The organism is Rhodococcus sp. RD6.2, from assembly GCF_001040705.1.
In the GTDB taxonomy this organism is placed as follows: domain Bacteria; phylum Actinomycetota; class Actinomycetes; order Mycobacteriales; family Mycobacteriaceae; genus Rhodococcus_G.
Window position 1 is genome coordinate 215,887 of record NZ_CVQP01000005.1, and the last position, 20,865, is coordinate 236,751.

18 protein-coding genes are annotated in these 20,865 nt (G+C 69.1%); 5 read left to right on the forward strand and 13 right to left on the reverse strand.

Going from position 1 to position 20,865, the window contains the following annotated elements; translation table 11 throughout:
• Positions 1–20: 20 nt before the first annotated feature.
• Positions 21–482, forward strand: coding sequence for a nuclear transport factor 2 family protein (locus tag RHCRD62_RS07560; protein WP_253277237.1), 462 nt, complete (start codon positions 21–23; stop codon positions 480–482).
• Between the two features lie 68 nt (positions 483–550).
• Here the strand turns inward: RHCRD62_RS07560 and RHCRD62_RS07565 are convergent, their stop codons facing one another.
• Entirely contained in the window at positions 551–1,018 is a 468-nt protein-coding gene (locus RHCRD62_RS07565; RefSeq protein WP_050064082.1) for a hypothetical protein, read from the reverse strand.
• Positions 1,019–1,454: 436 nt separating this feature from the next.
• Between RHCRD62_RS07565 and RHCRD62_RS07570 the strand changes: the two genes are divergently transcribed.
• Complete coding sequence (locus RHCRD62_RS07570) at positions 1,455–4,244, forward strand: FAD-binding and (Fe-S)-binding domain-containing protein (RefSeq protein WP_050064083.1); 2,790 nt, start codon at positions 1,455–1,457, stop codon at positions 4,242–4,244.
• Between the two features lie 5 nt (positions 4,245–4,249).
• On the opposite strand, the gene RHCRD62_RS07575 is transcribed toward RHCRD62_RS07570, so the two are convergent.
• The gene (locus RHCRD62_RS07575; protein WP_050064084.1) at positions 4,250–5,158 is read right to left on the reverse strand and encodes a mechanosensitive ion channel family protein; all 909 of its coding nucleotides are present in this window, start codon (positions 5,156–5,158) and stop codon (positions 4,250–4,252) included.
• Between the two features lie 150 nt (positions 5,159–5,308).
• On the opposite strand from RHCRD62_RS07575, the gene RHCRD62_RS07580 reads away from it, so the two are divergent.
• Positions 5,309–5,986 (forward strand): hypothetical protein, encoded by a 678-nt coding sequence (locus RHCRD62_RS07580; RefSeq protein ID WP_050064085.1) that lies wholly within the window; start codon positions 5,309–5,311, stop codon positions 5,984–5,986.
• Between the two features lie 7 nt (positions 5,987–5,993).
• Here the strand turns inward: RHCRD62_RS07580 and RHCRD62_RS07585 are convergent, their stop codons facing one another.
• Complete coding sequence (locus RHCRD62_RS07585; protein WP_157050840.1) at positions 5,994–7,238, reverse strand: DUF4303 domain-containing protein; 1,245 nt, start codon at positions 7,236–7,238, stop codon at positions 5,994–5,996.
• Positions 7,239–7,380: 142 nt separating this feature from the next.
• Between RHCRD62_RS07585 and RHCRD62_RS07590 the strand changes: the two genes are divergently transcribed.
• Entirely contained in the window at positions 7,381–7,806 is a 426-nt protein-coding gene (locus RHCRD62_RS07590) for a nuclear transport factor 2 family protein (protein WP_050064087.1), read from the forward strand.
• Positions 7,807–7,833: 27 nt separating this feature from the next.
• Here RHCRD62_RS07590 and RHCRD62_RS07595 read toward each other — a convergent pair whose 3' ends face one another.
• The 7 genes from RHCRD62_RS07595 to RHCRD62_RS07625 all read right to left on the reverse strand — a co-directional run bounded on the left by RHCRD62_RS07595 (position 7,834) and on the right by RHCRD62_RS07625 (position 15,607).
• A complete protein-coding gene (locus RHCRD62_RS07595) occupies positions 7,834–8,622 on the reverse strand; it encodes an SDR family NAD(P)-dependent oxidoreductase (RefSeq protein ID WP_050064088.1) in 789 nt (262 codons plus the stop codon).
• Between the two features lie 98 nt (positions 8,623–8,720).
• Positions 8,721–9,377 (reverse strand): PaaI family thioesterase, encoded by a 657-nt coding sequence (locus tag RHCRD62_RS07600; RefSeq protein ID WP_050064089.1) that lies wholly within the window; start codon positions 9,375–9,377, stop codon positions 8,721–8,723.
• Positions 9,374–10,243 carry a MaoC/PaaZ C-terminal domain-containing protein gene (locus RHCRD62_RS07605; RefSeq protein WP_050064090.1) on the reverse strand — a complete coding sequence of 290 codons (870 nt, stop codon included), beginning with the start codon at positions 10,241–10,243 and terminating at the stop codon, positions 9,374–9,376. Before RHCRD62_RS07605 ends, RHCRD62_RS07600 begins: the two co-directional genes overlap by 4 nt.
• 5 nt (positions 10,244–10,248) lie before the next feature.
• Positions 10,249–11,454 carry a lipid-transfer protein gene (locus RHCRD62_RS07610; protein WP_050064091.1) on the reverse strand — a complete coding sequence of 402 codons (1,206 nt, stop codon included), beginning with the start codon at positions 11,452–11,454 and terminating at the stop codon, positions 10,249–10,251.
• A 10-nt stretch (positions 11,455–11,464) separates the two neighbouring features.
• Positions 11,465–13,654, reverse strand: coding sequence for an acyl-CoA dehydrogenase family protein (locus RHCRD62_RS07615; RefSeq protein WP_050064092.1), 2,190 nt, complete (start codon positions 13,652–13,654; stop codon positions 11,465–11,467).
• Positions 13,655–13,735: 81 nt separating this feature from the next.
• Complete coding sequence (locus tag RHCRD62_RS07620; protein ID WP_050064093.1) at positions 13,736–14,899, reverse strand: steroid 3-ketoacyl-CoA thiolase; 1,164 nt, start codon at positions 14,897–14,899, stop codon at positions 13,736–13,738.
• A gap of 105 nt (positions 14,900–15,004) precedes the next feature.
• Positions 15,005–15,607 (reverse strand): TetR/AcrR family transcriptional regulator, encoded by a 603-nt coding sequence (locus tag RHCRD62_RS07625; RefSeq protein ID WP_050064520.1) that lies wholly within the window; start codon positions 15,605–15,607, stop codon positions 15,005–15,007.
• 154 nt (positions 15,608–15,761) lie between these two features.
• On the opposite strand from RHCRD62_RS07625, the gene RHCRD62_RS07630 reads away from it, so the two are divergent.
• Complete coding sequence (locus RHCRD62_RS07630) at positions 15,762–17,285, forward strand: FAD-dependent oxidoreductase (RefSeq protein ID WP_050064094.1); 1,524 nt, start codon at positions 15,762–15,764, stop codon at positions 17,283–17,285.
• A 101-nt stretch (positions 17,286–17,386) separates the two neighbouring features.
• On the opposite strand, the gene fahA is transcribed toward RHCRD62_RS07630, so the two are convergent.
• Genes fahA through RHCRD62_RS07645 form a run of 3 tightly spaced genes read right to left on the reverse strand, consistent with a single transcriptional unit; the run spans position 17,387 to position 20,645 of the window.
• The gene (gene fahA, locus RHCRD62_RS07635; RefSeq protein WP_050064095.1) at positions 17,387–18,562 is read right to left on the reverse strand and encodes a fumarylacetoacetase; all 1,176 of its coding nucleotides are present in this window, start codon (positions 18,560–18,562) and stop codon (positions 17,387–17,389) included.
• Entirely contained in the window at positions 18,559–19,437 is an 879-nt protein-coding gene (locus tag RHCRD62_RS07640; protein ID WP_050064096.1) for a hypothetical protein, read from the reverse strand. Before RHCRD62_RS07640 ends, fahA begins: the two co-directional genes overlap by 4 nt.
• Positions 19,434–20,645, reverse strand: coding sequence for a homogentisate 1,2-dioxygenase (locus RHCRD62_RS07645; protein ID WP_050064097.1), 1,212 nt, complete (start codon positions 20,643–20,645; stop codon positions 19,434–19,436). Before RHCRD62_RS07645 ends, RHCRD62_RS07640 begins: the two co-directional genes overlap by 4 nt.
• Positions 20,646–20,865: the final 220 nt, after the last annotated feature.

Genomic DNA, 20,865 nt, shown 5'->3' on the forward strand with positions numbered 1-20,865 from the left:
GCGCGGCAGTCGACAGGCTCGTGGCGATCGAGGCCGTTCGGGACCTGATCATCTCGTATTCGCACCTGATCGACCGCGGCGAGCTGGATGCGGTTGCGGCCCTGTTCGCCGACGCCGTCTACGGCTTGGGGGACGGGGACGGCAACCCCGTCGGCGCGGTCACCGACCGGGACGCCACGGCGGTCCGGCAGGCCAACGAGGCGTTCATCCGGATGCACGGGGATCCGCCGTCACCGCGCACCAAGCACGTCACCACCAACATCCTGGTCACCGTGGCCGACGACAACACCGAGGCGAGCGCGGTGTCGTACGTGACGGTGCTGCAGGGGACGGAGACACTGCCCTTGCAGCCGATTCTCGTCGGCCGCTACTTCGACCGGTTCGCCGTGCTCGACGGCACCTGGCGGTTCACCCAGCGCCTGTGCTGCATCGACCACACCGGTGACCTGACGGAGCATGCGCAGCGACATCTGCGCTCGTGAACATGCCACGGCCCGGCGCGGCCCGCTCGGGCACCGGTACGGGTCGAGGACCCGTACCGGCACAGTGATCAGCTACTGAACAGAAGCGGCAGGCCGACCGTCATGTCGACGCTTCCCAGCGGGATCGGCGAGCCGACACTGCCGAGGGAGCCACCGGAGGCCCCGATGGTGACCGGCACTCCCCCCTCAGGGGTCAGGACGGTTGTCCCGTCGGCGTCGGTGCACAGTGCCCCGATCAAGTACTTACCCGGGTCGAGTTCGGTCGAGACGAAGGTGCCCGAGCCGGGGTTTCCGATGATCAGCACCGGGGTGGCTGCGATCGCTGTATGGGATTCGTTCGAAACCGTGGCCCAGCACAGGCCGAGGCTCGGGGAGCTCACCCCGGAGAACTGCACGACCACCCGGGTGCCGCTGTTGTCCACGCTCGCGGTTCCCTCGACCGTGGCCGAGGCAAGCGCGGGAAGCGCGAGCAGGGCCGTGGCGGCCAGAGCAGTTGTAGCGCCGAGCCGCGCGGTGTTCTTGCGAAGGGAGTTCACTGCTGTCTCCAATGTCTTGCGGTTGGTTGGGTCGGCACGCCGCCGTGTGGGTCTGCGACGAAGCGAGCGTGCGGCTGCCATCATGCCCACTCGGACACGACCCCCTCCCGGTTTTCCGGGATTCCATGATCAGCACTCGCCTCGGAAACATTCTGTTAGACACAATGATTCCGTCGTGCAGATCAACACGATCCAACCCGCGTCGGACACTCCTGGTGCATGTCTTCTCCACGCCCCCTCCGGTGCATCCATTCGCTTCCACTCCGGCCTCCGGATCACACCCGCTGGGCATCGCCACTTTCCCGGGATTCCTTGTCCCATCCAACAGCCTTGTCGGCCAACATCATTCACTCTGCAAGCTAGTGATCTGCCCTGCTCACCGTGTTCGCCACCGTGGGACAGCCGTAGTATCGGCAAGGTGTCCAGCAACCAGGCCATGTCGTCCGCGATCGCGACACTGCGCACTCGCATCGCCGGCGAGGTCGACGACGCTGTCCGGCGCCGCGCCGAGTACTCGTCGGACGCCTCGAACTACCGCGTCGTTCCCGCTGCGGTGGTGTTTCCCAGCTCGGACGACGACGTGGCCGCGGCGCTCGCGGCGGGACGCGAGTACGGTCTGCCCGTGACCGCGAGGGGCGCGGGAACGTCGGTGGCGGGCAACGCGATCGGTCCCGGTCTCGTCCTCGACTTCAGCCGCCACCTGAACCGGATCGTCGATCTCGACGGCGACGCCCGCACCGCGGTCGTACAGCCGGGGGTGGTGCTGTCGACGCTGCAGCGCGCTGCGGCGGCACACGGGCTGCGATTCGGCCCCGACCCGTCCACGCAGGACCGCTGCACGATCGGCGGGATGCTCGGCAACAATGCGTGCGGTCCGCGCGCGGTGGCATGGGGACGCACCGCCGACAACACCCGCACGCTGCGGATCCTCGATGCTACCGACGTCGAGCGAACCCTCGCCGACGACCTGTCCGCCGTCCCGGGGATCGACGCGTTCGTCACCGCGAACCTCGCGACGCTGCGCACCGAACTGGGGCGTTTCGACCGCCAGGCATCCGGGTTCTCCCTCGAACACCTCCTCCCGGAGCGCGGCCACGCGCTCGCGAAGGCCTTCGTCGGTACCGAGGGCACCTGCGGTCTGATCCTCGACGCGACCGTCGACCTGGTCCCGGTGCCCGCCGCGACCGCGCTCGCCGTGCTCGGCTACCCCGACATGCCGACCGCCGCCGACGACGCAGTCGCGTTGACGGTGTTCGAACCACTCGCGGTCGAGGGCATCGACGCCCGCCTCGTCGACGTTGTCCGCCGCCACAAAGGCCCGGCCGCGGTGCCGGACCTTCCCCGGGGCACCGGCTGGCTGTTCGTCGAAATGGCCGGGGCCACAACGGTAGATGCCATCGTCGCCGCCGAAGCCCTGTGCCACTCCTCTTCTGCGCTGGACACCCGCGTCCTGCCCACCGGTCCGGAATCGGCTGCGCTGTGGCGTATCCGCGCCGACGGCGTCGGACTCGCCGGTCGCACCCGCGACGGAAGCCCCGCGTGGCCGGGATGGGAGGACGCCGCAGTCCCCCAGCACCGTCTCGGGGCGTACCTGCGTGACTTCGACGACCTGATGCACGGCCACGACGTCGACGGACTGCTGTACGGCCACTTCGGTGACGGCTGCGTGCACATTCGGCTGGACTTCCCGTTCGACCGGGCACCGCATCGTTTCCGGGAGTTCCTCGTCGATGCCGCGACGCTGGTTGCCGCCCATGGTGGTTCGATGTCCGGTGAGCACGGTGACGGACGCGCGCGATCCGAACTACTCCCCCTGATGTACTCCCCGGCCGCACTGTCCACCTTCGCGGGGTTCAAGGCGCTCTTCGACCCCGACGGTTCGCTCAATCCCGGAGTCGTGGTGGAACCCGCCGCGGTGGACGCCGACCTGCGTGTCCCTGCCGCCGCGCCGGCCAAGGGCGCCGGCGGCTTCGCCCTGCTCGAGGACGGCGGCGACCTGTCGGTCGCCGCGCACCGCTGCGTCGGAATCGGCAAGTGCCGAGCCGACTCCGGCGCATCCGGCGGGTTCATGTGTCCGTCCTATCAGGCGACGCGGGACGAGAAGGACAGCACCCGAGGACGGGCCCGCGTGCTGCAGGAGACCATCAACGGCACCCTCGTCACAGACGGCTTCGCATCCGAGGAGCTCGCCGAGTCACTCGACCTGTGCCTGTCCTGCAAGGCGTGCGCGTCGGACTGCCCGGCCGGGGTGGACATGGCCACCTACAAGTCGGAGGTGCTGCACCGCCGATACCGCAGACGCCTCCGACCGCTGAGCCACTACACCCTCGGCCAGATGTCTCGATGGACCGGGATTGCTTCGGCAGCACCGCGTTTCACGAACGCACTGGCGCGAGTCGGACCGCTGCGCCGCGGCGGGATGCGACTGGCCGGTCTCGACACCCGCCGCGACGTCCCAGAGGTCGCGGCGCAGAGTTTCCGCCGCTGGTGGCGAAGACGCGCGCCTCGGACCGGTGGCCGTGACGTCCTGCTGTGGGTCGACACGTTCACCGACGGCTTCGCCCCCGACGCTGCCCGGGACGCCGTCGGTCTGCTCGAGTCCGCCGGCTACCGCGTCACGCTCACGGAGCGACGCGTCTGCTGCGGTCTCACCTGGATCAGCACCGGCCAACTCGGCGGTGCGCGAAAGCAATTGACGGCGACACTCGACCAACTCGAACCGCACCTCGACGCCGGGGTTCCGATCATCGCCCTGGAGCCGTCCTGCGCCGCGGTGCTGCGCTCGGACCTGGTGGAGCTGCTTCCCGAGGACCCACGTTCTCCTCGGGTCGCGAGCGCCACGACCACCCTCGCGGAGTTCCTCACGATGGCCACCACCGCGAACGGCGAACCGTGGCAACCGCCCGATCTGACCGGTGTCGAGGTCGTCGTTCAGCCGCACTGCCACCAGCACGCCGTCATGGGGTTCCGCCCGGACCGCGCGCTCCTCGACCGGGCGGGCGCCACCGTTCACCAGCTCGCGGGCTGCTGCGGGCTGGCCGGGAACTTCGGGATGGAACGAGGCCACTACGACGTCTCGGTCGCCGTCGCGGAGGCTGCTCTGCTTCCCGCGCTGGCTGCGCACCCCGACGCGATCCTGCTCGCCGACGGATTCTCGTGCCGCACCCAGGCCGCGCAGCTCACCGGGCGCACCGGGGTACACCTGGCGACGCTGCTGCGGCGCTGACCGCGTCAGCTGCCCCGCACCATCCCCAGCTGTGCGAGTGGGGCGGCGACGGCGTTCTCGTCGAACGCCATCAGCACCGCCTGCGTGATGTGCCGCTGCACCGCCCACTGACGGCCCGGCTTGACCCGCACCGTCAGACGCAGCGTCACGGCCTCCGGTGTCACGCTGTTGACGCCGAGCATCTTCGGGGTTTCGAGGACCGCGTCGGCGATCGACTCGTCCTCGGCCGCGGCCGTCGCGGCCTCCGTCGCGACCTGCGTCGCCTTCGGCACGCCCGAACTGTGGGCGATCGGCAGGTCGATCACCGCGACGGCATGCCCCTGACTCATGTTGCCGACGCGGGCGATCTCACCGTTGCGGCAGTACCACAACGTCCCTTGCACGTCGCGGATCGTCGTCACCCGCAGTCCGACCGTCTCGACGGTGCCGATGGCGTCACCGACGTCGACGGTGTCACCCACTCCGTACTGGTCCTCGAGCAGCATGAACATGCCGGTGAGGAAGTCCCGCACCAGGTTCTGCGCGCCGAAACCGAGCGCGACTCCGACCACACCGGCCGACGCGACGAGGGGCGCGACATTGACACTGAAACTGGTGAGGATCTGCAGTACGCACCAGGTGAGCGTCACGATCGAGACGACGGACTTGAGGACCGAGCCGATCGTGCGGGCCCGCTGCGCTCGTCGTTGCGCGGCAACCGAATCGCGCACACCGCCGGGAAGCCGCTCCTTGAGTGGTGCCAGCAATCGCGGTTCGGCGCCCGGTCTCTCACGTGTCGCGCGGTCGATGGCTCGGTGCAGCGTGAATCTCAGCAGGAGTGCGACCAGGACGTAGACCGCGATCTCGAGGGGACGCTCGACCAGCCACAAGCGCGCGGTGTCGGACAATGCCAGCGAACTCGATAGGTACATCATCGCCGTCGACCATACGGAAGGCGCACCGCGCGCCACGGGCCCGCCGTGGGCACCATGTCGCTGGTCACATCCCACCATCGATGGCCCAGGTCGGGCACCATCAGACCACGAGGTCCACTTTCCATCGACCGACTCGAGAGCTGGTGACCAGTGGGACACACGACTACACGCTCGATCACAACCACCACGACCATCGCAGGAGCGGCGGCCGTCGCGCTCGCGGTGTCACTGCTCACCGCACCCGCGGCGTCCGCGCAGATCCCGCCGCCGGAACCACCGGAGATCACCACCACGGTCGACGGGAACACCGTGACCATCGACCTGGTGGACCCGAACAGAGGGATTTCGCACCTTCTCACGGCGTGCACGGCAGCGCTGGTCAACCCGGTGAAGGGCGTCAACCTCATCCCCGCGATCGCCTCGGGCACTCTCCCACCGATCAGCGAGATCGACCCCGCCGTCTTCGAGTGGGGTCCGTCGCTCCTCACGACGAACGCCGCGACCCGGGAACGCACCTACGAGCTCGGCGAGATCCCCTCCGGTGTCTACGTCGCGGTCGGGTTCTGCATCAATCCGAACATCACCAACCCTGCGGTCGACTTCGAGCCCGTGTTCGTAGGCGGCACCATCGAGGTCGGCTCGGCCGTCCTCGACCTCGGCAGCGCTGTCGTCGAGACCCCGGGAGCGCTGACCGCGGTTCTGGAACTGCTCGGCATCGACACCGGCAGCCTCGGCAGCGCCGAGGGCAGCGCAGTCGGATCCGGAGAGGTCGGGTCCGGAGACGCGGCGGTCGGATCCGGGGACGCGACCGTGGGAAGCGGGAACTGAGGGACCGTCAGCGTGTGATCCGCTCCGCGACGATCACCGCGTCACGCACGCGATCGTCCGAATCGGCGGAGAGCCGTTCGAGTTCGGCCGTGTACCGCGCGCGGCGGTCCGCCGCCAGCCGGACATCCGCGAGGACGACCACGGCGTGTCGGCGAACGGCGGCCCATTCCGATCCGAGACCCCCGAAGGCGACCTCGACCTCGTCCGCAGCGAGCACGCAGTAGCCGCTGCCGGGGGCCAGGCGCACGCAGACGGGGTCGTGCAGCGAGGGATGGGCCGTCAGCGCCGCCTCGAGCGGGGCGTAGTCGAGCGGCGTCGGGACCCCGATGTCGCGGAACGAGGTGTACGGCGCGGTGAGTGCCCGGACGGCGACCTCCTCGGGTAGGCGTTCGATCCGCGCGACCGCGACGTCCATCCGGCCGAGGCGGGCGAGTGCTGCGGCGGCCCAGGCGCGGTCCGGAACGGACAGCGACCGCGTCGCGACGACCGCATCCAACGCGTCGACGACATCGTCGGACGATTCGCCCAGTTCACCGAGAAGTTTTGCCCATTGCCACTTCTCGCGAGCTCGCCGAATCCGGTCCAGCACCGTGGGAACGGCGTCGCGACCGAGCTCGCGAAGCCAGGCGATCGCGCGTTCGGCTCCCGGTGGCGGCGAGACGTGTGCGTCGACGATCTCGACGAGTTCGGCGATACGCGCCCCCACGGGCAGAGCGGCAAGCCGGTCGACGGCGACCTGTTCCTCGTCCAGCTCGGGGAAGTGCTTGCGCACCTGCGCCTTCGACAGACTCAGTGGAATCAGCTCCCACGCCTCGTCCATCGCGACGGCGACGAAGTCGCGGTCGACGATCCCCTCGTCGACGAGGATGCGGCGGGCGGCGCGACACGCCTTGGCGGCGGTGCGCTCGAATCGAAGGTGCACGTGGTCCCAGTTGGCGTCGTCGCCCGCGGTCGCCGCGGCCGTGAGCGCCTCGGCGACCGCGTCGTCGTCGTCCCCGGGGTCGAGTTGCCACGGCCAGTCCGCGGGACTCCAGCGCAGGGCGTCGGCGTCGAATCTCTCGGTGGCGACGGACGCGAGCGAACGCTCACTGGCCACACCGATCACCGGCCACGCGATCACACCGCCGGACTCGGCGTAGAACTCGTGGAGCGCGGCGCCGTAGATCCGATCGTCCGGGTGTTCGGCGTGCATCCGCCGCACGAACTCGACGATCCGGTCCCGAAACGTCGTCTCCACTCGCGCCCAGTCCACACGCAGACCCTAGCCGCGGGCACGGACACCCCGCCTCCGACAACAGTCGACGTTCGGCGCCGCCGGGCTTCTGCGGGACGCGGTGTCCCGCTGCCCGGGACACCGCTCGAACCCCCGTCGACGGACGGTGGAGGATACGGGCATGACCAGCGACTTTGTTCAGAACGAGGCACCCGCCGAGGCGATTCGATCCCTCATCGCCCGCATCGCCCACGCCGCCGATGAGGCGGACGTCGTCACCTACTCCCAGCTCTACACCGAGGACGCCGTGTGGGAGATGACCGGCTCCCGGCCGCAGCTGAACTCCGGACTCGCCGAGATCCAGGCTGCAACCCGCGCACGCCGAGCGTCGGGCACCTCCGGACCCGGCACCGAAACCCGCCACCTTGCCTCGTGTATCGACGTCACCGTCGACTCCCCCGCCGAGGCCCGGGCGGAATCGTCGTGGCAGTTCTACTCCGACACCACCACCGCACCTCGGCTGACCACCATCGGCCGCTATCACGACAGGTTCCGTCGCGTGGACGGACGCTGGCTCCTGGCGCACCGCACCATCACCATCGGCTGACGAACCTGCTTCGGCCGCAAGGCCGGCTCAGTCCACTGCGGGCGCCCACTGCACGCCATTGATGTGACCGCCGCCGTCCACGAACAGCGTGTTGCCGGTCAGGTACCGGGAATCGTCGCTCGCCAGAAACGCCGCGACCGTACCGATGTCGTCGAGGGGATCGCCGATGCGTCCCATGGGGTTCGCCGCGGCCTGCGCGGCCGCCATCTGAGGATTGGCGTCGGCGACCCGCTGGTACGCCGCACTCTGCGCACCCGGACAGATGACGTTGCAGCACACCTGTTTCGGCGCCCACTCACGCGCCGCCGTCCGCGTCATGCTGCGCAGGGCTTCCTTCGCCGCGTTGTACGGCGCCGAGTACATGTGGGCGTTGACGCCGTTGAGGCTGCACATCGTGATGACCCGCCCGGTTCCGTTCGCGGCCAGTGCCGGGTAGGCACGCTGCATGGCCCAGAACGCTGCCATCACCCCCATGTCGAACCCGGCCCGCATGGCGTCCTCAGCAGTCTTCTCGATCCGCTCGAAACCCAGTGAACGCCAAGCATTGTTGACGAGGATGTCCAGCCGGCCGAACTCCTCCGTCGCGGCGTCGACCATCGCGTGCACCTGGTCGCGGTCGGTGACGTCGGTGCGCTGGAACAGCGCGCGCACACCCCACTCGTCGGTCAGCCAGCGCGCGGTGTCGACGCCGGCGGCCTCGTCCACCTCCGCGACGACGACACTCGCGCCTTCACGTGCCAGCGCGCCCGCGACCCCGCGGCCGATACCCATGCCTGCGCCGGTGACCACAGCCACCCGCCCGTCCAGCTTGCCCATGCCCTGTCCTTCCGTGGCGCGAAAGCCCTCTCACCGACCTGACCGAATGTCGCGTTCGGTCACGTGAAGTGACCGAACGTCACATTCGGCCAACGTGCTCAGCGGGGGCGGGGAACCGTCTTGTCGACGAACAGTGCCTCGACGGACACGCAGACGGTGCCGTCGGCGGTGCGGATGTCGCCGACCGTGTTGATCTTGCGGCCGTCCTGGGAGGCGAGACGCCCGGAGACGGTCAGGGGCTCGAACAGCGGCGTCGGACGGTGGTAGCGGACGTTCAACTGCGCGGTCGCGCCGCTACGCCCGGACCAGGCGTTCGCGACGCCGAGGAGATGGTCGAGCAGCAAAGCCGACACGCCTCCGTGCACGTGCCCGGGCGGACCCTGGTACGGCATGGTCAGACTGACGACGCTGCGCACCGACCCGTCGTCGTGACCGGTGACGACCAGCGGCGGCGCGAGCGCATTCTCGGGTCCGGTGACGGGGTCGTGACGGGTGACGCCCTCTCCGGCCCACATGTCGACGAGCCGTTCCGCGACGGCAGGCGCATGTTCCTCGAGGTGTTCGGCGATGCTGTTGAGTTCCTCCGCAACGCGTTCGAGGTTCGCGTTGGACCGGTCGGTGCGCAGCAGCGCATCCACGACGCGCCGCGCGGCGGCGGCGGCGTGGTCGACGGCGGTGTCCTGAGGAGCCGACGTCAGAACGGTGCCGTCCGGCGCATTCCCGACGGTCGGGTGGGTGCTCGGATCTACTCTCATCGGATCTCCATGCTCGCGTGGGTCAGCACCGGCTGCCCGTCCCGTTCGGGGCAGGTGGCCCGCAGGGTCAGGCGGTCGCCGTCCTGCCAGACGGCGGTCTCGATCGTCTCCCCCGGATAGAGAGACCCGGCGAACCGAACCGAGAACGACTGCACACGAGAGGGATCGCCGTCCAGGACGCCGTCGACGACGGCCTTGCACACGACGCCGTACGACGCGAGTCCGTGCAGGATCGGCTGGTCGAAACCAGCCATCTTCGCGAACGCCGGGTCGGCGTGCAACGGGTTCAGGTCGCCGCTGAGCCGGTACACCAGCGCCTGCTGCGTCGATGTCGGCGAGACCAGCACCTTGTCGGGGGCATGGTCCGGTGCCGCGGCGGGCACCTCCGGTCCGGCGTCCCCGCCGAATCCACCCTCGCCACGGGCCCAGATCTGCATTGCGCTGGTCCACAACGGATTTCCGTCGGCATCGGTTGCCGTCTGTTCCAGCACGACGACTGCCGCCTTGCCCTTGTCCCACACCGCGGGGATCCGCGACGAGATCGTCACGGTCCCCGAGGCCGGGATCGGTGCGTGCAGCGTCAACGACTGCCCGCCGTGCAGGATCTTGCGGAGATCGACGTCGATACCGGGCAGGTTCATCCCGGCCGGCTTCACCGTGCCGGCCGAGACGCCCTGCCCGGCGACCATCGCGAAGGTCGGCAGTACGCGCAGGTCCTTCTCGTACACCCATCCGAGTTCGGCGGGGTCGAGCGAGGCGGTACCCGCCCCCAATCCCAGGTGGTACAGGATCACGTCACGTTCGGTCCAGCTGACCTCGCGGACGGTGGGGGCTGCGGACAGCGCGGCCTTCACGTCGATCGGCATTGTGGTTACGACTCCTTGGAGATGGTTCCGGACTGGTAGAGCGTGACGACGCACGCGCCGCCGAGGCCCAGGTTGTGTTGCAGGGCAACGGAAGCACCGTCGACCTGTCGTGCATCGGCCAGACCGCGCAGCTGCCAGTTCAGTTCGGCACACTGGGCGAGGCCGGTGGCGCCGAGCGGGTGGCCCTTGGAGATCAGTCCGCCGGACGGGTTGACGACCCACTTGCCGCCGTAGGTGGTGGCGCCGGATTCGACGAGCTTGCCGCCCTCACCGGGCGCGCAGAGGCCGAGGCCCTCGTAGGTGATGATCTCGTTGATCGCGAAGCAGTCGTGCAACTCGATGACGTCGACGTCGTCGACGGTCAGGCCGGACTCCGCGAACACCTGCTCCGCGGCGGCGCGGGTCATCGGGGCACCGACGACGTCGATCATCGACTTCTCCGAGAACGCCTCGGTGGTGTCGGTGGTGATCGCCTGCGCGACGATCTCGATCGCCTGGTCCTCGAGTCCGTGCTCGCGGACGAACTTCTCGCTCACGACGATCGCGGCGCCTGCGCCGTCCGAGGTCGGCGAGCACTGCGACCGCGTCAGCGGCGCGTGGATCATCTTGTCGGCCAGGACCTGCTCGAGGGTGTACTCGTCCTGGAACTGCGCGTACGGGTTGTTCACGGAGTGCTTGTGGTTCTTCACGGCGACCGCGGCGATCTGCTCGACGGTGGTGCCGTAGCGCTCCATGTGCTCGACGGCGGCGTTGCCGAACAGCTGCGCCGTCATCGGGCCCTTGGCCCAGCCGTGCTTGCCGACCATCACCTTGAGCTGCTCGTCGAGAGTGGTGACCTTCGGCATCTCACCGGTTCCGGTCATCGACGTCTTCGTCATCTTCTCGAAGCCGACGGCCAGCGCGCAGTCCACGAATCCGGCCTGGACCCACTCGCGGGCCATCAGCAGCGCCGTGGAGCCGGTGGCGCAGTTGTTGTTGACGTTGACGATCGGGATACCGGTCAGTCCCGTCTCGTACAGGGCACGCTGACCTGCGGTCGACGCACCGAACACGTAGCCGGCTGCGGCGCGCTGGACCTGCGAGTAGTCGATGCCCGCGTCCGCGAGCGCCTTGCCGACGGCCTCGGTGACCATGTCCGGGTACTCCCAGTCCCGAGACTCGATCTTCTCGAACTTGGTCATGCCGACGCCGACGACGAAGGTGCGGTTCATGCTGTGGTGCTCACTTTCCGGGTTCTGGATCGCGAGGCAGACCGAGGATCCGCTCGCCGATGATGTTCAACTGAACATTCGTCGTACCACCGGCGATGGACATGCATTGGGCGTTCAGGAACATCTGTGTCGCGGATCTCCGGTCCTGCTCACCGAGCAGCGCCGTCGGACCCGCCCAGTCCATCGCGACCTCCCACACCTGCTGGATGTGCTCGACCCCGAGCAGCTTGGCGATCGACGACTCGGCACCCGGCTGCGCGCCCGACAGGGACCGCAACGTGGTCCGCAGACCCATCAGCCCGCCCGACTGGGCGTCGCAGAGCACCTTGCCGAGGACGGTGAGCTGGTCGTCGTCGAGGCCGCCCGGCACCGTCTCGGCGAGGCGCAGCAGAGCCTCGCCACCGGAACCGAGCGACGAGTCGTGCGAGAGCGAGACCCGCTCGTTGGCGAGGGTCGTGCGGGCGAGCTTCCAGCCGTCGCCCGGCTCGGCGACCAGGCAGTCGTCGGGGACGAACACGTCGTCGAAGAACACCTCGTTGAAGAGCGCTTCACCGGTGATCTCACGCAGCGGACGGATGTCGAGTCCGTCGGAGTTCCTGATGTCGATCAGGAAGTACGACAGGCCCTTGTGCTTGGGCACGTCGCCATCGGTGCGGGCCAGGCAGATGCCCCAGTGGGCGTCGCGGGCCATCGACGTCCACACTTTCTGTCCGTTCAGCCTCCAGCCGCCGTCGACCTTCGTGGCCTTCGTGGACAGGCCCGCGAGATCGGAACCGGCGCCCGGCTCGGAGAACAGCTGGCACCAGACGATGTCACCGCGCAGCGACGCGGGCAGGAATCGTTGCGTCTGCTCGTCGCTGCCGTGCGCGATGAGGGTGGGCACCACCCAGTTGCCGATGATCATGTCGTGCGGCGTGATCTTCACGGCCCGCAGTTCCTCGGCGATCACGAGTTGGGTGACGGCATCGGCGCCCTTGCCCCACGGGGCAGGCAGGTGCGGTGACGTGTAGCCCTTCTCGGCGAGGTAGCTCGTGCGCTCGGCACCGTCTAGTGCCACGGCCGCACCGAGTTCGGCGCGGACGTCCTCGCGGATCCGGTCGGCTTCATCGGGCAGGTCGATGCCGAGGACGCGACGTGCACCCTGGATGGTCAGGTTCGCGACGCGGCGCTTCCAGGAAGCGGTCGACCCCAACAGGATTCGCAGCGACTGTGCGCGCCGCAGGTACAGGTGCGCGTCGTGTTCCCAGGTGTAGCCGATGCCGCCGAGGATCTGGATGCAGTCCTTGGTGACCTGGAATGCGGCCTCCGGCGCGACTGCCGCGGCGACGGCGGCCGCCAGCGACGACTCGGCATCGGTGACGTCCTCACCGAGGGCACGGGCGGCGTCCCAGGCCGTGACGCGGGCCTGCTCGGTGAGGCTCAGCATGCGGGCGGCCTTGTGCTTGACGCCCTGGTACTGCCCGATGACCCGACCGAACTGCTGCCGGACCCGCGCGTAGTCGGCTGCGGTGGTCGTGGCCCAGTCCGCGAGGCCGGACGCCTCGGCGGCGAACAGCGTTGCGGCAATGTCGAGAATCCGCTGCGGGTCCAGCGTCAGGATGTCGCTGTCGACGAGGGGCAGGGTACGTGCGGTGATCTCGGCGTTGCGGCGCACGACGTCGTGGCTCGGCAGGTCGGTCACGTCGAGGCGGTCGCGGCCCAGGACCACGAACGCGAGCGAGCCGCGGTCGTCGGCCGCGAGCAGGAAGACGTCGCCGACCTGTCCGCCGAGGACGAGGCTCGACGTACCGGACAGGGTGAGCGCGTCACCGTCGCGATCGATGCGCAGCGAACCGGACTGCAGGGCAGCCGCGCCGGTCAGGGTGCCGTCGGCCAGGGCTGCCAGTTCGCCGGTGCGGCCGGCCTCCTGCAGAACGGCGGAGACGAGCACCGTCGGCAGGAACGGTCCTGGCACCATGGAGCGTCCGAGTTCCTCTGTCACGACAGCGGTTTCGAGGAGGCCGTATCCAGCGCCGCCGTTCTCCTCCGAGAGGTGCAGGCCGAGCATGCCGAGTTCGGCGAGGGAACCCCAGTACGACGGGCGCGTCTCGACCTTCGCCTCGACGGCGTCGCGGATGACGGTGGGGGTCGCGTGCCGGGCCGCCCAGCCGCGCACGGAGTCGCGGAGTTCGCGGTCCTCGTCGGTCAATCCAATGGTCACGGTATGTCCTTACCGGCGCTCCACGCATGTGCGCCTTTGGTAGTAGGAGCTGCCACAAAGGCGCACATGCGCCGTGGGCGCCTAGATGCGTTCGATGACGGTGGCGGTGGAGAGGGCGCCGCCTGCGCACATGGTGATCAGGGCGGTCGAGCGGTCGGAGCGCTCGAGTTCGTGCAGTGCACTGGTGATCAGACGCGCGCCGGTGGAGCCGACGGGGTGACCGAGAGCGATGGCGCCGCCGTTGACGTTGACCTTCGCCATGTCCGCACCGTGCACCTGCGCCCACGACAGCACGACGGACGCGAACGCCTCGTTGATCTCGACGATGTCGATGTCGGACAACGACATTCCGGTGCGATCGAGGACCGCGCGCGTGGAGTCGATCGGGCCGTCGAGGTGGTAGTACGGGTCGGAGCCGACGAGGGTCGATGCCAGGATGCGCGCCCGCGGACGCAGACCCGCCTCGCGGGCCTTCTCCTCGCTCATCAGCAGGACCGCGGCCGCGCCGTCGCTGACCTGCGACGAGTTGCCCGCGGTGTGGATGCCGCCCTCGATGACCGGCTTCAGGCCGGCGAGACCGTCCGCGGTTGTCTCGCGCAGCCCACCGTCGCGGGTGACGGTCGCGATCTCGCCGGTCGGCTCGCCCTCCTTGGTGACGACGGGTGCCTGCACCGGCACGATCTCGCGGTCGAAGCGCCCTTCGGACCAGGCGAGGGCGGCGCGGCGCTGCGACTCGAGGCCGAACGCGTCGACGTCACCGCGCTTGATGCCGCGCTTCGTGGCGATCCGCTCGGCAGAGGTGAACTGGTCGCCCATGTCGATGGTCCAGTCGTCCGGGTAGGGGTTGCCGGTGCCGGGGGCGTTGGCCTGCCCGAGGAACACGCGGCTCATCACCTCGACGCCGCACCCGATGCCCGCGTCGATCTGCCCGGACGCGATCAGTCCCGCGACCATGTGCACGGCCTGCTGCGAGGATCCGCACGCGCAGTCGATGGTGGTGGCCGCGGTCGTGTACGGCAGGCCTGCGTGGAGCCATGCCTGGCGGGTGACGTTGTTGGACTGCTCCCCGGCCTGCGTGACGGCGCCTCCGACGAGCTGGCCGACCTGGTCGGCGGGGAGTCCGGTGCGGTCGAGGAGCGCCTGCTGAGCGGCGCCGAGCAGCACTGCGGGGTGCACCCCGGACAGTTGGCCACGGCGGCGTCCGATCGGTGTCCGGGCTGCCTCGACGATGACGACGTTGCTCATTCCTGCTCCCCTGCCGAATACGATTTCTGAAACGTATTCTATTTATGGGGAGAGACCTGTCCGGCGATGTCCCACCGAGCGGGACCGGCACGCCGGGGGCGAGTTCTACAACTCGCCGAGCAGCAGGTCGCAGGCGACACGCAGGTCCGAATCGAGGTCCGGAATGGAAGTGCGATTGTTCAGCCCGGCCTGGATCAGGCCGAACCACAGCGCCACGACCAGTCGGATGACCGTGGCCTGCCGCACCGTCGGCTCGTCGATCCCGGCGGCCCCGAGGAGCAGGTTGTCGAAGTGCCGATCGATCTTCCCGACATCGGGGATCGTGGCTGCGTTCGAGGTCGCGTTCGACTGGATCATCGCGGTCGCGAGCAGCGGGGTCCGCAACAGCGCGCGGGTGGCGTGCTGCAGGGCGTCGTAGACGGCATCGGCCGGCGTCGTGCCCGCACGCGGATTCCGGGCGAGGACCGCACCCATCCGGTCGATCTGATCCACCATCACGGCCACGAACAGGTGCGACTTGGACGGGAAGTACCGGTAGAGCGTGCCGATCGCGACGCCGGCGAGCTTCGCGACCTCCTGCATCTGCACTCGTTCGAGGTCCTTCTCCGCGCCGAGCTGGGCGGCCACCTGCAGGATGCGGCCATGCCGGGCGCGCTGCTCGAGCGAGCTCGGCTCGGCGGCGTCGCGTGCCTCCGCAAGTCTCGGCATGTCGGTCCCCCAGTTCTTCACACGTCTACAACGAGCCTAGATCCTGACACCCGCGATGGTCGCCCGGTCCCGTGTTCCGCTCAGTGGGAGCACATCTGCCCGCATCGCTCCCCCTGCGATTGCCTGTGACCACATTCGATGCGATGGAGGGCACATGACGGAGTGGACGGACGAATACGACGTGGTCGTGGTCGGGTCCGGTGGCGGCGCACTGACGGGCGCGTTCACCGCGGCCTCGGCCGGCCTGCGGACGGCGATTCTGGAGAAGACCGGTCTGTTCGGCGGCACCTCCTCCTACTCGGGCGGGTCGATCTGGCTGCCCGGAACCCAGGTGCAGGAACGGGCAGGACTGCCCGACTCCACCGAACTCGCCCGCACCTACCTGCGCACACTGCTCGGTGACGCCGAGTCCGCCAGGCAGGATGCCTACGTCGACACCGCCCCCGCAGTCGTCGAGTTCCTCGAACGCGACCCGAACATCGAGTTCGAGTTCCGGGCGTTCCCCGACTACTACCGAGCCGACGGACGCCTCGACACGGGCCGTTCGATCAACGCCCTCGACCTCGATCCCGCCGACATCGGTGACCTCGCCTCCCTGGTGCGACCCGAGCTGGACCAGGACCGCACCGGTCAGGGGCACGTGCCCGGCCAGCTGATCGGTGGCCGCGCCCTGATCGGACGGCTGCTTTCCGCGATCGTGGGCACCGGCAACGCCGATCTGCGCCCGGACACCGCGCTGACCGAACTCGTCGTCGAGGGCGGTCGCGTCGTAGGCGTCGTCGCCACCCACCAGGGCGAGACCGTCCGCATCAAGGCGAACCGCGGCGTGCTGATGGCGGCCGGTGGCATCGAGGCCAACGACGCCGCTCGCGGCGAACACGGAACTCCCGGCAAGGCCGACTGGTCGATGGGCCCGATCGGCGCCAACACAGGCGACGCCATCGCAGCCGGTGTCACGGCGGGCGGAGCAACGGCACTGCTCGATCAGGCGTGGTTCTGCCCCGGCGTCGCGCAGCCCGACGGTACGGCAGCGTTCCTCGTCGGCATCCGCGGCGGCATCGTCGTCGACGCGAACGGCGACCGGTACCTCAACGAGTCGCTGCCCTACGACCAGTTCGGCCGGGCAATGCACGCGCACGGTGCGGACGAGAGTTCGTGGATGATCTTCGACTCCAGGGAGGGCGGCGGACTGCCCGGCATCAGCATCCCGAACACGGCCCCGGCCAAGCACCTCGAGGCAGGCACCTGGGTGCAGGCCGACACTCTCGAGGAGTTGGCGGCGAAGGCCGGACTGCCCGCGGATTCGGTGCGCGCCAGTGTCGAGCAGTTCAACGACTACGCGAAGCTCGGTGTCGACGAGTCCTTCCACCGCGGCGAGGACCCGTACGACAACTTCTTCTGCCCGCCGAACGGCAATCCCAACAGCGCGCTGACCGCGATCGAGAACGGCCCGTTCTTCGCGGCACGGATCGTGCTGTCGGACCTGGGCGGCAAGGGCGGCCTGGTCACCGACGTAGACGGCCGCGTCCTGCGCACCGACGGCACCGCGATCGCAGGCCTGTACGCGGCGGGCAATACGTCCGCGTCGCTGAGCGGGAAGGTCTACCCGGGACCGGGCGTGCCCCTCGGCACCGCCATGACGTTCTCCTACCGCGCCGCCCGGCACATGGCCGGCTAGGAAACCCGGCCCCCACCGGATCCGAAACGACCCCGCTCGACCGTGTCGGTCGAGCGGGGTCGTTCTGCCTTGTTCCGCGGTCGGATCGGCGCCGCGGCAGGTCACGTGGCGGGGAGGATGCGAGCGCGTACCTCGCCGAACCCGATACGTCCGCCGTTGACGCCGGGCGCTGTGGCCGAGATCGCCACCTCGTCGCCGTCCTGCAGGAACGTGCGCTCCTCTCCCGCAACGGTGACGGGTTCCTTTCCACCCCAGGTCAATTCGATGAATGCACCCCGCTGGTCCTTCGCCGGGCCCGAGATGGTTCCGGAGCCGAACAGATCGCCGGTGGACGCGGCGGCGCCGTTGACGGTGGTGTGCGCCAGCATCTGCGCCGGCGACCAGTACATCTGCGCGTACGGCGGACGGGTGACGACCTCACCGTTCCACTCGACCGCGAGATCGATGTCCAGGCCCCACTTCTCGTCGCCCTGCAGGTACGGCAGCGGCTCCGGATCCTGAACGGGCGTCGCGATACGCGCTGCCTCCAGCGCCGCCAGCGGCACCACCCATGCAGAGATGGACGTCGCGAAGCTCTTGCCGAGATTCGGGCCGAGCGGCACGTACTCCCACGCCTGGATGTCACGCGCGGACCAGTCGTTGAGGATCACGGCGCCGAAGCAGTGCTCGGCGAACCGGTCCGGGGTGATCGACGATCCCATCGGCGAGCCGACACCGACGATGAAGCCCATCTCGGCCTCGATGTCGAGGCGCACGGACGGCCCGAAGACAGGAGCCTCGTCGTCCGGTCCCTTGCGCTGGCCGCTGGGTCGGACGATGTCGACGCCCGAGGCCACGACGGTGGACGAGCGACCGTGGTAGCCGACGGGCAGGTGCTTCCAGTTCGGCATCAGCGGATCGGGGTTCTGCGGGCGGAAAAGCCGACCGAGGTTGGAGGCGTGATTCTCGGACGCGTAGAAGTCGACGTAGTCGGCCACCGCGATCGGCAGATGCATCGTCACCTCGCCGATCGGCAGCACCGCGTCGTCGGCGATCTCCCCGGCGACGAGTTCGGTGATCTGCGTTCGCACCTGCATCCAGCGATCGCGGCCCTGCGCCATGAACGCGTTGAGGGTCGGCTGCGCGAACACGTCGTCGCCGAGGGCCTTCGCGAGGTCGACGACGTGGTCTCCGACGCGGACACCGACACGCGGTTCGGTTCCGTCGGTGGAGAAGACGCCGTACGGGAGGTTGTCGACGCCGAACAGGGAGTCGACGGGAATGGAGATGACGGTCATGCTGGGTTTCCTTCGTCGACTGCGGGGGTTTCCGGGGCGCCCATCAGACCGAGCGCGGTCAGGTCGGTGAGGGGGTCGCCGATGCTGCAGGTTCCGTACGACCGGAATTGGTCGCGCAGCGACCTGGCGGCCTCGTCGGGCAGCGCTGCGAGTTCCTCGGCGAGCCGCACACCGTCACGCTCAGCGAGGACGGCGGCGACGGCGTCCGCGCCCGCACCGGATGCCGCCCGATGGGTGGCCAGCATGAGGTTGAGGAAGCCGTGCTGTTCGAAACCGGTGTCGGGTGCGGTGTTTCGCACCGCGTGATGGAGCCCTGCCGTGGCCTTGAACGGCACGCCGAGCGACACGGCAGCCTCGATCGCGGCAGCGAGCTCCTTGTCGTCCGGGTATGCCTCGGCGACGACACCGCCGGTGCGGAACTTCGCCCGGTAGGGGGTGTCCGCGAGGCCGGCGAGAATCTCGGTGCGCCGCGCGTCGCGGGGCACCTCGACGTAGATGTCCACTCCCCCTGCAATGAACGCGATCTCACGAAGACCGGTGAACAGGTCGGAGACCGTCTGCTCCTCGGGCACGGCGATCTCCAACGCGACCAGGCGGGTGCCCGCGATGCCGCGCAGACGGTCGATCGCCGCTGGTGCGGCGCCGGTGCCGGCGGGAACGGTCAGGCTGATCTCGAGCACGCGGTCGCCGTCCACGACGGCGGCGAGCTCGTCCAGTCGCGGTGCCGGGAACACGAACGGCCCGACGAGGTCGGCGTGGACGCTGTCCAGGTGCGCGAAATGTGCCGGGACGGCGGACGTGAGCGGCGCGTTACCGGGCGGGAACAGTGCCGCGTCGTCGCACAGGCCGGTCAGCAGCGGCGACACGGCCGTCATTTCGCCTCCTCCGACTCGGGTCCGCGCCCGGCCCAGGACCACGGGTACTTGGCGTCCTCGCACGCCAAGGCGCCCTCACCGAGTTCGAGCGGACGGAAGGTGTCGACCATGACGGCGAGTTCGTCGAAGAACTCGACGCCGATGCTGCGCTCGTAGGCACCGGGCTGCGGTCCGTGGGCGTGACCGCCGGGATGGATCGAGATCGACCCCTGCCCGATACCGGAACCCTTGCGGGCCTCGTAGTCGCCGCCGCAGTAGAACATGATCTCGTCGGAGTCCACGTTCGAGTGGTAGTAGGGCACCGGGATCGACAGCGGGTGATAGTCGACCTTGCGGGGCACGAAGTTGCAGATGACGAAGTTGTTGCCCTCGAACGCCTGGTGCGCGGGCGGCGGCTGGTGCACGCGGCCGGTGATGGGCTCGTAGTCGGAGATGTTGAACGTGTACGGGTACAGGCAGCCGTCCCAGCCGACGACGTCGAACGGGTGCGTCGGGTACACCATGCGAGTGCCGACGATGCCGTGCGACGTGCGGTGTTTGACGAGCACCTCGACGTCGGTGCCCTCGGCGAGCAGCGGCTCGGTGGGCCCGTGCAGGTCGCGCTCGCAGTACGGTGCGTGTTCGAGGAGCTGACCGAACCGGGACAGGTACCGCTTCGGCGGGACGATGTGACTGTTGGCCTCGATCGCGTACGCGCGCAACGGTTCTGGGCCCTGCGGCAGCCATCGGTGCGTCGTCGACATCGGCAGGAGGACGTAGTCGCCCTGGCGGGCGTGCAGCGCGCCGAACACCGTCTCGACGATCGCCTCGCCGGACTCGACGTACACCATCTCGTCGCCGATCGCGTTGCGGTACAGCGGCGACTCCTTCGCGGCGACCACGTAGGAGAGGCGTACGTCGGCGTTGCCGAGGATCAGCCGACGGCCGGTGACGACGTCGGTCTCGGCCCAGGTCTGCTCGGGGAACAGGTCGTGGAGCTTGAGGTGCCGCGGCTTGAGCGGGTGGTTCGGGGTGGTGGACTGGTCGGGCAGGTCCCACACCGTGGCGTCGACGATCGCCGACGGGATCTCGCGGTGATAGAGCAGCGACGAGTCGGAGGAGAAGCCCTCCTCGCCCATCAGCTCCTCGAAGTACAGCCGACCGCTGTCATCGCGGTGCTGGGTGTGCCGCTTCGGCGGTATCGCGCCGAGCTGTCGGTAGAACGCCATGGCCGGCCTCCTGGGTGTGAGTTCTCCCCGGTTTCCACGCTCGTGTCTCCACTGTGGCGGCACCGGTCTGCCTTGTCGACGTCCGGCGGAGCGCTTACGCGGCAGGTACCGCGACTCACGAACGGGACATTAGTAAACACATTAACTACTTTCCGGAGGAGAGCGCAACCATCTGCACGCCTCCCCCACCCCGATCGGGGGTATCCGCGGCCTCGACCTA